Here is a 12,214-nt window from a genome sequence, read left to right as displayed (position 1 = left end):
CACGGCCGGCCCGGCGCGGCGCGAAGGGCAGCAGCGCGCCGGTGCGCGCGACGTGTTCCACGCAGCCGCGGACATGCTCCTCGATCACCCGGCACGCCCGTTCCGCATCGCGGGAGAGCGCGCAGTCGAGCAGCGCCGCGTGCTGTTCGGCCGCGATCGCGCCGCGGAACACCACGGCCACCATCTGGTAGCGCAGGTAGCGGTCATAGGCCGCGGCGTAGGCTTCGAGCAGCACGGCGGAGTCGCAGGCCTCGATCAGCGCGCGATGGAACTCCAGGTCGTAGCGCTTCCAGAGCACTGGGTCGGCGGCCTCGCCGGCCAGCAGTCGGCGTTCCAGGGCGGCCAGCTTGTGATGGGCGCCGACCACGCGGCCCTCCCAGTCGAGATCCCCCGCGGCGAAGGAGTCGCGGATCGCATGGCGTTCCAGCAGCAGGCGCAGATCGGCGACCTCGACGAAATCCTCCGGCGAGACGGGGGCGACGCTGAAGCCGCGCTGGCCCTCGGCCACCACCAGTTCCTCCGAGGCGAGGCGGGTCAGTGCCTCGCGCAGCGTGCTCACCCCGGCGCCGTAGATCTGCCGCAGCCCTTCGAGACCGAGCTTCCGGCCCGGTGCAAGGCGGCCGCTGATGACGTCGCCGCGCAGCCGGCGATAGGCCGCCTCCCCGGAGGTGTCAGCGACGTGGCGGGCTGCGCCGCCTGACGCGGTCATGCCGTGTCCTCTCGCATGCGGCGGTACTATCGGTCCGCGGGGCGGAGGGTGCAATACATGAGTATCGAGGAAATCTCCGATATATAGGTCATGCGCTCTTGATCCCGCGGATTGCCACACGTAGCGTGCTGGCCAACAGACTCCAGGGAAAGGAAACGCCCATGCCCTCGCTCCTCGGCCGCCGCTCTCTTCTGGCTGCCTCCGCCGCGCTCTCGGCCGCGCCGGTGCTCGGCGCCCGGGCGCAGGCCCGGCGGCGGCTGCGCTTTACCGCGGTCTTCTCCGACCAGGACATCCGCGCCGAGGCGATGCGCGGCTTCCAGCGGGACCTCGCCAGCGAGTTCGAGGTCGAGCTGCACCTGAACGCGACGCTGTTCCGCCAGGGCACCGAGCTGGTCGCCATCCAGCGCGGCAATGTGGAGATGGCGAATCTCTCGCCGCAGGACATCTCGCGCCAGATCCCGGCCTGGTCGGTGATGGCGTCCGCCTATCTGTTCCGCGACGCGGACCACATGCGGAAGGTCTTCTCCGGTCCGATCGGCCAGGAGTTCAACCGGATGGCGCGCGAGCAGCTGAACGTGCACATCCTCGGCCCGCTCTATTTCGGCACGCGGCACGTCAACCTCCGGCCGCGCACGCGCATCACGACGCCGGCCGACATGCGCGGGCTGAAGCTCCGCATGCCGCCCGGCGAGACCTGGCAGTTCCTTGGGGAGGCGCTGGGCGCAAACCCCACCCCGGTGGCCTTCGCCGAGCTCTACACGGCGCTGCAGACCGGCGCGGTGGACGGCCAGGACAACCCGCTGCCGACCAGCCGCACCATGCGCTTCCACGAGGTGACGACGCAGTTCGTACTGACCAGCCACCTCGTCGCCTACGACCTGCTGTCGGTCTCGGCGCGCGTTTGGGACGCGCTGACGCCGGCGCAGCGCCAGACGCTGCAGGCCGCGGCGGACAAGGCGATCGACGAGAGCACGCGCCGCCACCTGGCGCAGGAGGAGGAGATGGTCGCCTTCTTCCGCAGCCAGAACCTTGAGGTCTATGCGCCGAACGTCGACGCCTTCCGCGCCGAGGCGCAGCGCCGCTACCTCGCCTCCCCGCAGTCGCAGAGCTGGCCGCAGGGCATCCTCGAGCGGATCAACGCCGTCCGCTGATCCGTCGCCGGGCGGCGACGCCGCACAGCCGCCCGGCCTCAACCTCGTCCGAGAGGCACGTTGATGACCTCCCTGCCGCGCCGCCTGTTCGACTGGACAAGGCGGCGCGCCGAGAACGTGCTTGCCGCCTTGCTCGCGGCGATGTTCGTCGCCTTCGTCATCCAGATCTTCATGCGCTACGTGGTGAACGCCCCGGTCGGATGGACGACCGAGGTGTCCACGCTCGCCTGGGTCTGGGGCATCCTGTGGGGGGCGGCTCTGGTGCTGACGGACGAGGAGGAAATCCGCTTCGACATCCTCTACGGCAGCGTCCCGCCCGGGCTGCGGCGCGCGTTCGACGTGATCACCGGAACGGCCGTGGTCGCGGTGTTCGGCTGGTCGCTGCCGGCGGTGTGGGACTACGTCACCTTCATGAAGGTGGAGCGATCCGCCTATCTCGGCATCCGCTTCGACTGGCTCTACTCGATCTACCTGGTCTTCGCCGTGGCGATGATCATCCGCCACGCCGCGATCGCGTTCCGCGCAGCGACCGGCAGGCGGCACATCGGGCCGCGCATCGGATGAGCCTCGGCGATCCCTTCACGCTGGCACTGCTGACGATCGTTGGGCTCGCGGTGCTCGGCCTGCCGATCGGGCTGGCGATGATCACCGGCTCCATCATCTACCTCGCCGTGTCGGGCCAGGACATGTCCATCGCGGCGGAGCAGCTGCTGAACGGGCTGAACGGCAGCTACATCCTGCTCGCCGTGCCGCTCTTCATCTTCTCCGCCGGGCTGATGAACGCGGGCACCATGACGGACCGGCTGCTGCGCTTCTGCAACCTGCTCGTCGGGCGTTTCCGCGGCGGGCTCGGCCATGTGAACGTGGTGCAGAGCGTGATCTTCGCGGGCATGTCCGGATCGGCCATCGCCGACGCGGCGGGCAGCGGCAAGATCATCATCGACATGATGAAGCGCGCGGGTGCGTATCCGGCCAGCTACGCGGCAGCCATCACCGCATCCACGGCGGTGATCGGACCGATCATCCCGCCCTCCATCCCGATGGTGCTCTACGCGCTGATCTCCGACAGCTCGATCGGCTACCTGTTCCTGGGCGGCGTGGTGCCCGGGCTGCTGATGGGCCTGGCGCAGATGGGGATCAACAGCTGGATGGCGCACCGCCACGGCTTTCCCGTCGCCGAGCGCGTGCCGCTGCGCGAGATGCCGCGCCTGACCTGGGAGGCAACGCCCGCGCTGCTGATGCCGGTGATCCTGCTCGGCGGCATCTATGGCGGCATCATGACCCCGACCGAAGCCGCGGCCGTCGCGGCGGCCTACGCCTTCGTGGTTGCTGCGGTGGTCTATCGCAGCCTCTCCGCCCGGGAGACCTACCGCACGGTGCTCGCCAGCGCCCGCTCCACCGCCGCGATCGGCATGCTGATCGCCGGCGCGCTTGCCTTCAACTACGTTGTCGCGAGCGAGAACATCCCGAACACGGTGCGCAACGTGCTGGCCGGCTGGGAGCTCTCCCAGTGGCAGTTCCTCGTCGCGGTCAACCTGATCCTTCTGGTGCTCGGCTGCCTGCTGGAAGGCAGCACCATCCTGCTGGTGGTAGTGCCGGTGCTGATCCCGACCGCGCAGGCGCTCGGCGTCGACATGGTACATTTCGGCATCGTCGTGGTGGTGAACATCATGATCGGGCTGATCACGCCGCCCTACGGCCTGCTGCTGTTCATCGTCGCGAAGCTTTCCGACGCCCCGCTGTCGGCCGTGGTGCGTCACACGTTGCCGTTCATCGCTGCGATGCTGGGCGCGCTGACGCTGATCACCTTCGTGCCAGACCTCGTGCTCTGGCTGCCGCGGCAGTTCGGCTACAGCGGCTGAGCGCGCGGCAGGCCGCACCGCCCGCGAAAGGATGCCTCCTTGGCCAGAACCATCCACGTGCTGAACGGCCCCAACCTGAACCGCCTCGGCAAGCGCGAGCCCGAGATCTACGGCCATACGACATTGGCCGAGGTGGAGGCGTTGTGCCGCGCCGCGGCGGGCGAGGACATCGTGGTCTTCCGCCAGACCAACTACGAGGGCCAGCTGGTCGAGTGGATCCACGAGGCGACGGACAGCGGCGCGGCGGGCATCGTGATCAACCCGGCGGGGCTGACCTTCACCTCCATCCCCGTGCTGGATGCCCTGAAGATGTTCCACGGCCCGGTGATCGAGCTGCACATCTCCAATATCCATCGCCGGGAGCCGATCTACCATCGCTCGCTCGTCTCCGGCGTCGCCACGGCCGTGATCGCCGGGCTCGGCGCTCGGGGCTACGCGACGGCCGTGCGTTCCCTTCGCGAACTGCTCGAGGGCTGACCCGCATCGTGGCTCGGCCGCTCAACTGGCGGCGGTCCCGAGGGAGGTTGGCGGTCGGCAGCGCCCGCCCGCTCCTTCATCGAAGCTTCACGCTTCCCGAGGCGCGATTTCCATTATGCTGGAAGCATGGAGATCGATGAGGCGGCGGCGGGCTTCATGGCGCTGGGTCAGGCAACCCGGCTCGAACTGATGCGCGACCTGCTGGCGGCAGGCCCCTCCGGCCTCCCGGCCGGCGGGATCGCTGCGCGGCTCGGCGTGCCGGCCTCCACCCTGTCGTTCCACCTCCGCACGCTGGAGGAGGCCGGGCTGGTCGCGGCGACGCGGCACGGCCGCAGTCTGGTCTACGCGGCGCAGGTCGCGCGCCTGCGGGGGCTGATCGCGTTCCTGGCCGAGGCCTGCTGCGGCGGCGATCCTGCGCGCTGCGGCGACCTCCACCGACTGTTCGACACCGCTCGGGAAACCGCCGGGATGGAGAAGCCCGTCTTCAACGTGCTGTTCCTCTGCACGCGCAATTCGGCCCGCTCGATCATGGGCGAGGCCATCCTGAACCGCATCGGCGAGGGGCGTTTCCGGGCCTTCTCCGCCGGGTCCGCCCCGAGCGAGGACGGGCCGCTGCCGCAAGTGCTGAGCCAGCTCAAGGCGCTCGGGCACGACGTCTCGGCGCTGCGGTCCAAGAGCTGGGACGAGTTCATCGGGCCGGGCGCGCCGCGGATCGACTTCGTCATTGCGCTCTGCGACACGCTGGCGGGCCAGGTTTGCCCGGACTTCGGCGGGACGACCGTGACCGCGGCCTGGCCGCTGCCGGACCCTGCGAAGTTCACCGGCAGCGCGCCTGAGCAGGCGACGCTGCTGAACGAGCTCTATGCCGCGCTGCATCGCCGCCTCGGCATCTTCACCAGCCTGCCCTTCGCCTCGCTCGACCGGATGGCGCTGAAGGCCCGAATGGACGAGCTGGCCGACCCGCATGCGTTGGCGCGGTAGGCGGATGGGCCGGGAGGCTGGACGATGAGGGTCGGCATCAGCGGCATGGGCCGCATCGGGCGGCTGGCGCTGCGCGCGGCGATGGGCGCGGCGGAGCGGCCGGAAGACGATCCGCGCCGCGCCAACCGGCTCGACGTGGTCCACCTGAACGAGATCAAGGGCGGTGCGGCTGCCATCGCGCATCTGCTGGAGTTCGACAGCGTCCAGGGGCGCTGGCGCGCGCCCATCGCGGCCGAAGGGCGGGACGCCATCCGCATCGGCGACCGGCGCCTGTCCTTCTCCGAGCAGCCGCATCCTGCGGAACTGCACTGGGGCGACCTCGGCGTGGACGTGGTGCTGGAGTGCACCGGCAAGTTCCTGACGCCCGAGACGCTCGAGGGCCACCTGGTGCGCGGCGCGAAGCGCGTCATCGTCGCGGCGCCGGTGAAGTTCGACAGCGTGCTGAACGTGGTGGTGGGCGTGAACGAGCGCCTCTACGACCCGGCGCGGCACCCGATCGTCACCGCAGCGTCCTGCACCACCAACTGCCTCGCCCCGGTGGTGAAGGTGGTGCACGAGGCCATCGGCATCCGCCACGGCCAGATCACCACCATCCACGACCCGACCAACACCAACGTCGTGGTGGACGCGCCGCACAAGGATCTGCGGCGGGCACGATCCGCCATGCTCTCCCTCTCGCCCACGACCACCGGCAGCGCGACGGCCATCGCGCTGATCTACCCGGAGCTCAAGGGGAAGCTGAACGGCCACGCGGTCCGTGCCCCGGTGCTGAACGCGAGCCTCACCGATTGCGTCTTCGAGATGGCACGAGAGACCTCGGCCGAGGAGGTCAACGCGCTCTTTCGTGCCGCGGCCGCGGGCCCCCTCGCCGGGATCCTCGGCTACGAGGCCCGGCCGCTGGTCAGTGCCGACTATGCCCGCGACACGCGCAGCTCGATCGTGGACGGGCCGAGCACCATGGTGACCGACGGCACGCTGCTGAAGGTCTATGCCTGGTACGACAATGAGATGGGCTATGCCTGCCGCATGGTCGATCTCGCCTGCCATATGGCCGAGGTCGGGATCTGACGCCGTGCGCGGCAGCACCGCCGTCCCTTCGGCTTCGGGCACGCGCAACTACGCCATCGTCACCGCGGCCTACTGGGGCTTCACGCTGACCGACGGCGCGCTGCGGATGCTGGTGCTGCTGCACTTCTTCCGGCTCGGCTACTCGCCCTTCACCCTCGCCTTCCTCTTCCTGCTCTACGAGGCCGCCGGGATCGGCGCCAACCTGATCGGCGGATGGCTGGCCACGCGCTTCGGCATCGCGCGGATGCTGGCGGTCGGGCTCGCGACCCAGATCGCGGGCTTCCTGATGCTTTCGGCGGTCTCGCCGGACTGGGCGGCGGCGCTCTCCGTCGCCTGGGTGGTCACCGCGCAGGGCGTGTGCGGCGTGGCGAAGGACCTGACCAAGACGGCCAGCAAGAGCGCGATCAAGCTGACGGCCGGGGAGGCGAGTGGGCGGCTGTTCCGCTGGGTAGCCTTCTTCACCGGCAGCAAGAACGCGATGAAGGGCGTGGGCTTCTTCCTCGGCGGCCTGCTGCTGGAACTGCTTGGCTTCAGCGGAGCGCTCTGGGCCATGGCGGCGGCGCTGGGCCTGGTTCTCGTCGGCGTCGTGCTCTCGCTGCCGCCCCTGATGGGCAGGGCGAAGGCGTCTAGATCGGCCCGGGACCTTTTCGCGAAGGACCGCGGCGTGAACTTGCTGGCGGCGGCGCGCGTCTTCCTGTTCGGCGCGCGCGACGTATGGTTCGTCGTCGGCCTGCCGGTGTTCCTCCACACCGCGGGCTGGACCTTCACGATGGTGGGCGGCTTCCTTGCGCTGTGGACCATCGGCTACGGCGTCGTGCAGGCAGCCGCGCCGGCGCTGGTGCGGCGGAGCGCGGACGGACTCTCGACCGAAGTGCCGGCAGCGCGGCTGTGGTCCTTCCTGCTTGCCATGATCCCATGTGTCCTTGCTCTTGGCCTCGCGCTCGACCAGCCGCGGCCGGACCTCCTGGTCGTCGCAGGCCTGCTGCTGTTCGGCTTCGTCTTCGCGGTGAACTCCTCGATCCACTCGTACCTGATCCTCGCCTATGCGGGTTCGGAGAAGGCAGCCGAGGATGTGGGTTTCTACTACGCCGCCAACGCCGCGGGCCGCTTCGCCGGCACGCTGCTGTCCGGCCTGCTCTACGCCTGGAGTGGCATCGCAGCCTGCCTTGTCGGGAGCGGCGTCATGCTGGCGGCCTGCTGGGGTCTGACCCTGGCCCTGCCTCTCGGCAGGTCTGCGCGGGCCTGAGGGCAGCGGCCAAGCCGAGGTCCTGCTCGTCCGAGACCGCCGCACGGGCGCGTGGCGAGCGGGCGCTCGTCCCCGATGGGCCGGGCAGCAGCTTCGCCGTTCGAGGGCGGCAGCGGTGGCGGGATCCGCGTCGCCTTCTGACCGCGTACGCCGCTTCGCCGGAGCGGGACGTCTCAGGCCCTGTGCTGCGCGCGCCGCAAGGTGGCGGAGGGCGCTTCGCCGTAGCGTGCGCGGTAGAGCTGCCCGAAGCGGCCCATATGCGTCACGCCGCAATCGATGCAGATCGCCGTCACGCTGTCGTCCGGCGTACCTGCAAGAAGCCGGGCCCGCACCGCGTCGAGGCGCAGCTGCTCGACAAACCGGTGCGGCCCTTGGCCGCGAAGGCTGCGGAACGCGATCTGCAGCGCACGCGGCCCGACTCCGGCGGCTGCGGCAAGGTCGGCAATGCGAAGCGGCTGGTCGAGATTGGCGCGCGCGAAGGCCTCCGCCCGAGCGACCTGCAGCGCGCCGGCTGCGGCGCGCGGCGGTGCGCCGCTCGTGATGCAGTCCAGAACGAGGTCGGACAGCAGGGCGGCCATGCTGCGGCCCGCCTTGGCCGAGCAGAGCAGCGCAGGTTGCTCGGCGTCGCAGTCCTCGATGACATAGCGCAGCGCCCGCGCGAGCGCCGCGCCGGACCCCGCCGCGATCGGCGTCGCCGAGGACCATGAGCCGGACGAGCCGAGAGTCGCGGCGAGGCGATCGACGGCAATCTTCAGCACGAGGCCGAGATAGCCGGGCGCGGTCTCCGTCACCCGAATGCCCGGGCGCGGCAGGAGGATGGCGTCCGGACCCGCCCGCAAGGCCCGGGTGCCGTCGTCCGTGCGGATCGTCCCACGCCAGGGGATCAGAACGCCGACGTGGTCGGGATCCGACAGGCGGATCCGGTGGCCCGTTGTGGACACCGCGCTGAGTTGGATATCGTCGAAACGAACGGTCCGGACGGTGAGGCGGAAGTCGAGGTCGGAGCCGGTCGGGACGAGATCCACCGGCTCGCGGAACATGCCGCTGCCCCGCCGCGCCTCCGCGGGCGAGCGGGTGTCCAGCACGATGTGGCGCCTCAATGGCTGCATCGTCTTCCCGGCGGGAGCGGCATGCCCCGGACAGCGGGATCATTATCGACCTGCCTGTCGCCCGCGCAACCGCTACGTGCCGGCCTGGAGGCGGCCGCTATCGCGTGGCGGCCAGCAATCGCTCCTCCACCAGGCGAAGCACCGCCTCGAGCGCCGCGCTTCTCGGAAAGTCGTTGTGCTCGATCATCACGGACGACAGCAGGGGATGGCTTCGCTGCAGCGGCAGCGCGACCGCCCAGTGGTCGGCATCCAGCTAGCCCAGCAGCGCCGAGCCGGGCACGACCTGGTCGGTGGAGAGCGTCTGGCTGTCGTTCCTGGGGTCCAGGAAGGCGAGGCTGCGCTGCATCGGGCGCAGGATCCCGGAGGTGCGCTCCGGCGCGGCGAAGGCGCCGAGCGAGTAGAGCGGCACGCCGTAGTCGGCCGGCGGGAAGCGCGCGAGGAACGCCACGCGTTCCGTCCGCCGCAGGCTGTCGAAGGCCCCGCCGTCACCCTGGGTGCAGCCCTCGCCCGACACGGCCCGCACGAGGCCTGGCAGCAGCCTCGGCGGATCGTCGGCCAGGGGTGAGCCCATCACGGCGCCGGCGAGGCTGACCGCCGCCGCGACGCGCGGCCGCATCTCCGGATGGCGTGCCAGCGCCTCCAGCATGTCCGCCGCGCCTTTCGAATAGCCGACCAGCACGAAGCGCTCGCCGGGCGCCAGCGGCGCGTCGAGCACCGCGCGCCGCAGTGCGGCGGCGTTCCTCGGGCTGGAGGAGAGGCCTTCGACATGCAGGCTTTCGGATGGCCAGCCGCGCGCGGCGAGATGCTCACGCGCATCGGCGAGCACCGCGACGAAACCGGCGAGGCAATCGGCCCCGTAGCCCGCCACGATGCCCACCCGCAGCCGCAGTCGCGGCGCGCCGAGATGCACCGGGAGCCCGGTCGGCTCGCCTTCCGTGGCCATGCGGTGGAGCGCCGCGTCGCAGCGGGCGGAGCCGGTGGCTGGATCCTCGGCGCGCAGCACGGCGCAGAGCACCTCCCGGTAGCGGGCGCGCAGATCCTCGACCCCGGCGAGCGCGACCGGCATCAGCACCGCTGGCGCGGCCTCCGGCTCGAAGCGGAGCAGGGGCGCCGCGCACCCACTCAGGAGGGCGAGCGCAGCGGCCAGGGCCGGGAAGCGGCGTCGGCGCGATGCGGAGCGGCGCTGGTCCGGGGACCGCCTTGGCAGGGCAGGGTGCAGGGTGGCGTGGCTCCGTGCGAGGGAGTGCGGTGGCAAAGGGATACGAGGTCCCTACTATCGCGCGACATGAACGGCCTGTCGCGCCTTCCCGTCCTGGTTCTCCTCGCCGCGCTCGCGGGCTGCACCGCGCCGGACGCGGTCGAGGCGCCGCCGCCCGCGATCGAGGCGCGGATGGAGCTGCGGCGCGATGGGCCGGTCACCGTTGCGGCCGCCGCCTACGGCGCCGAGGAGAGCCGCGCGCGCTTCGGGGCATCGCTGCACGAGCACGGGGTGCAACCCGTGCTGCTCCGCATCGAGAACGACGACACGGTGCCCTGCTGGCTGTTTCCGCTGCTGGTGGACCGCGACTATTTCACGCCGCTCGAAGTGGCGCGGCGCATCGCCGGGCGGTCGGCGCCAGAGGATCTGGTCGCGCGCCTGGAGGCGGCAGCCATCCCGGCGCTGATCCGGCCCGGCCGGGTCACCACGGGCGTGGTCTACACGCGCGCCGAGGAGGGCCTGAAGGCGATCACGGTCCAGCTGAACTGGCCCGGCCACCATCGCGAGTTCCCGCTCGTCATGGTGGTGCCCGGCCTGCAGCGGCCGCCCGTGCCGACGCAGGAGCGTCTCTATCCCGGCCGTGCGCTGCCCGATCTCGACGACGCCGGGCTGCTCGACTTCGCCGCGCGCCTGCCCTGCTGCGCGACGACGCGCGACGGCGAGGCGGGAGACCCGCTGAACATCCTGCTCGTCGGGCCGCTGAGCGCGGTCCGCCTGGCGCTGGCCTCGCGCGGCTGGGCACTCGCCGAAGCGCGCTCGGGTGCCGCATCCTGGCGGATGGCGCGGGCCTTCGTGACGGGCGACCGTGTCGGCCATGCGCCGGTCTCCGACCTCATGCTGTTCGGCCGCCCGCAGGACGTCGCCTATCAGAAGGCGCGCGAGCATGTGGAGGCGCAGATGCATCTGCGCCTCTGGCTCGCGCCGGTGACGTGGCAGGGGCAGCCGGTCTGGGCGGGGCAGATCAGCCGGGACATCGGGGTGAAGCTGTCGGGGCGCCTCTGGCCGCCCACGACGCATGAGATCGATCCCGACGTGGACGCCGCGCGCTACTACCTCGTCCAGGATCTGCTCACCGCCAATCGCGTGGCGCGTGTCGGTTTCTCCGACGGGGTCCGGGCTGCACCGCGCGCGGCGCCGCGGCGCAACGGCGAAGGCGATCCCTACTTCACGGACGGCCATCGCGTGATCCTGATGCTCACGGAGCGGCGGCTGGCTCCGATGTCGCACGGGTTCTTCGGCCTGGCCGCGCCCACGGTACCGCCGTGAGCGTATTTCGGGCCCCTGACGTCAGCCGCCGGTGATCACGGCTTCCGGGATCTCGAAGCGCTGGTGGCCGATGCGGATGTGGAAGGTGTCGCCCTGCCGGCCCACCGTCATCCGGGCATCGCCATCCGCCTGGGACTGGTCGTAGCGCACCGGCGTGCCGTCCTCGAAGTAGATCACCCGCGTGCCGCCGCCCGGCCAGTTGATGGTCACCTGGCCGTTGCCTCGGCCGCGCGTGCGCTCCACGCCGAAGCGGCAGGACGCCATCGGCTGGCCCTGTTCGCGCGCGCAGGGGAGCTGTCCGGTGGCGTGGAAGCCGGTACCCGGCACCGTCGCGTCGTTGCCACGCGCCGGCGCGGCCGTCCCGCCGCCGGTCGCCGCGACCTCGAGCCGGTAGTTCGCCCGTTCCCCACGCCTTGCCGCGGCCCGGTTCAGGAAGACCTGGATAAGGTAGTCCCCGTCATGCGAGGTGCGCACCTCCATCCGGGGCCCGCCCTGCTCGCCGATGTAGAGCGCCGCGTCGCGGCCCGGCACGTGGCCCGGCTCGAAGACATTGAAGCCGACGGCGTCGCTGCCGGCATGCAGCACCACCTGAAGCATCTGCCCGGCGCGCAGGCCGAGCCGGTAGTGCACGGCCTCATGCCCTGCGACATGGCCGGAGAGGGTCGCCCCGGTCGTGCCATGCGCGAAGTGCACCTGCACGGTGCGCACCTCCGCCGCCTGCGCTGCCGGGGCGAGGGCGAGCAACCCGAGCGCCATGAATGCGATCCTGCCCATCCGCATGCTTCGCCCTCCCCGTGCACCCGTTGTCAGACCGGGCAGTTCTGCGGCGTGAAGGGCACCTGCGAGACGGCGTAGCGGCCGTTGCTGGTCACCACGCGCAGGCAGGTCCGCGACGGCGCATGGTTCCAGAACTGGGTCAGGCCCTGGCGTCGGGACAACTCGAAGCCGCGGCGCTGCAACTCGCCTTCACCGGAGGCGGCGCGGGCACCGTTCAGGTCCTGCCAGGCCGGTGCCGCGGCGGCGGCGGGCTGCGCTGCGGGAGCGGCGGCGGCGGGCTGGGCAGCCGGGGTGCTGGCCGCGGGCGGCG

13 protein-coding genes are annotated in these 12,214 nt (G+C 71.2%); 8 read left to right on the top strand and 5 right to left on the bottom strand.

Features of this window, described 5'->3' with window-relative positions:
- A partial coding sequence (locus tag L2I40_RS10405; RefSeq protein WP_237214837.1) for a GntR family transcriptional regulator occupies positions 1-709 on the bottom strand: 709 nt, incomplete at its 3' end.
- Between the two features lie 161 nt (positions 710-870).
- Here L2I40_RS10405 and dctP point away from each other — a divergent pair.
- The 7 genes from dctP (at position 871) to arsJ (ending at position 7,494) form a co-directional block, all read left to right on the top strand.
- Positions 871-1,860 carry a TRAP transporter substrate-binding protein DctP gene (gene dctP, locus L2I40_RS10400; protein WP_237214836.1) on the top strand — a complete coding sequence of 330 codons (990 nt, stop codon included), beginning with the start codon at positions 871-873 and terminating at the stop codon, positions 1,858-1,860.
- A 63-nt stretch (positions 1,861-1,923) separates the two neighbouring features.
- Positions 1,924-2,424, top strand: a complete 501-nt coding sequence (locus L2I40_RS10395; RefSeq protein ID WP_237214835.1) for a TRAP transporter small permease — start codon at positions 1,924-1,926, stop codon at positions 2,422-2,424.
- Entirely contained in the window at positions 2,421-3,722 is a 1,302-nt protein-coding gene (locus L2I40_RS10390) for a TRAP transporter large permease (protein ID WP_237214834.1), read from the top strand. Before L2I40_RS10395 ends, L2I40_RS10390 begins: the two co-directional genes overlap by 4 nt.
- 39 nt (positions 3,723-3,761) lie before the next feature.
- Positions 3,762-4,199 (top strand): type II 3-dehydroquinate dehydratase, encoded by a 438-nt coding sequence (locus tag L2I40_RS10385; protein WP_237214833.1) that lies wholly within the window; start codon positions 3,762-3,764, stop codon positions 4,197-4,199.
- Positions 4,200-4,325: 126 nt separating this feature from the next.
- On the top strand, positions 4,326-5,180 hold the full coding sequence (locus L2I40_RS10380) for a metalloregulator ArsR/SmtB family transcription factor (protein WP_237214832.1): 855 nt from the start codon (positions 4,326-4,328) through the stop codon (positions 5,178-5,180).
- 24 nt (positions 5,181-5,204) lie between these two features.
- Positions 5,205-6,248, top strand: a complete 1,044-nt coding sequence (locus L2I40_RS10375) for an ArsJ-associated glyceraldehyde-3-phosphate dehydrogenase (protein ID WP_237214831.1) — start codon at positions 5,205-5,207, stop codon at positions 6,246-6,248.
- Between the two features lie 4 nt (positions 6,249-6,252).
- Complete coding sequence (gene arsJ / locus L2I40_RS10370; RefSeq protein WP_237214830.1) at positions 6,253-7,494, top strand: organoarsenical effux MFS transporter ArsJ; 1,242 nt, start codon at positions 6,253-6,255, stop codon at positions 7,492-7,494.
- A gap of 173 nt (positions 7,495-7,667) precedes the next feature.
- Here the strand turns inward: arsJ and L2I40_RS10365 are convergent, their stop codons facing one another.
- On the bottom strand, positions 7,668-8,603 hold the full coding sequence (locus L2I40_RS10365; RefSeq protein ID WP_237214829.1) for an AraC family transcriptional regulator: 936 nt from the start codon (positions 8,601-8,603) through the stop codon (positions 7,668-7,670).
- A gap of 253 nt (positions 8,604-8,856) precedes the next feature.
- On the bottom strand, positions 8,857-9,675 hold the full coding sequence (locus L2I40_RS10360) for an alpha/beta hydrolase (RefSeq protein ID WP_237214828.1): 819 nt from the start codon (positions 9,673-9,675) through the stop codon (positions 8,857-8,859).
- A gap of 213 nt (positions 9,676-9,888) precedes the next feature.
- On the opposite strand from L2I40_RS10360, the gene L2I40_RS10355 reads away from it, so the two are divergent.
- Positions 9,889-11,127, top strand: a complete 1,239-nt coding sequence (locus L2I40_RS10355; protein ID WP_237214827.1) for an LssY C-terminal domain-containing protein — start codon at positions 9,889-9,891, stop codon at positions 11,125-11,127.
- Between the two features lie 21 nt (positions 11,128-11,148).
- On the opposite strand, the gene L2I40_RS10350 is transcribed toward L2I40_RS10355, so the two are convergent.
- Positions 11,149-11,883: a hypothetical protein gene (locus L2I40_RS10350; protein ID WP_237214826.1), complete on the bottom strand. Its 735-nt coding sequence runs from the start codon at positions 11,881-11,883 to the stop codon at positions 11,149-11,151.
- Between the two features lie 50 nt (positions 11,884-11,933).
- On the bottom strand, positions 11,934-12,214 hold a 281-nt coding region (locus tag L2I40_RS10345), incomplete at its 5' end, for a hypothetical protein (protein WP_237214825.1).

Source organism: Falsiroseomonas oryziterrae (assembly GCF_021864505.1).
GTDB lineage: Bacteria > Pseudomonadota > Alphaproteobacteria > Acetobacterales > Acetobacteraceae > Falsiroseomonas > Falsiroseomonas oryziterrae.
Note: the sequence above shows the minus strand (reverse complement) of the source record. Positions and strands in the feature narration are given on the sequence as shown.

Bases quoted from the DNA above. Each gene is read 5' to 3' on its own strand.
- L2I40_RS10355 (WP_237214827.1), top strand. From the start codon at position 9,889: ATGAACGGCCTGTCGCGCCTTCCCGTCCTGGTTCTCCTCGCCGCGCTC.
- L2I40_RS10375 (WP_237214831.1), top strand. From the start codon at position 5,205: ATGAGGGTCGGCATCAGCGGCATGGGCCGCATCGGGCGGCTGGCGCTG.
- dctP (WP_237214836.1), top strand. From the start codon at position 871: ATGCCCTCGCTCCTCGGCCGCCGCTCTCTTCTGGCTGCCTCCGCCGCG.
- L2I40_RS10390 (WP_237214834.1), top strand. From the start codon at position 2,421: ATGAGCCTCGGCGATCCCTTCACGCTGGCACTGCTGACGATCGTTGGG.
- L2I40_RS10350 (WP_237214826.1), bottom strand. From the start codon at position 11,883: ATGGCGCTCGGGTTGCTCGCCCTCGCCCCGGCAGCGCAGGCGGCGGAG.
- L2I40_RS10380 (WP_237214832.1), top strand. From the start codon at position 4,326: ATGGAGATCGATGAGGCGGCGGCGGGCTTCATGGCGCTGGGTCAGGCA.
- L2I40_RS10395 (WP_237214835.1), top strand. From the start codon at position 1,924: ATGACCTCCCTGCCGCGCCGCCTGTTCGACTGGACAAGGCGGCGCGCC.
- L2I40_RS10365 (WP_237214829.1), bottom strand. From the start codon at position 8,603: ATGCAGCCATTGAGGCGCCACATCGTGCTGGACACCCGCTCGCCCGCG.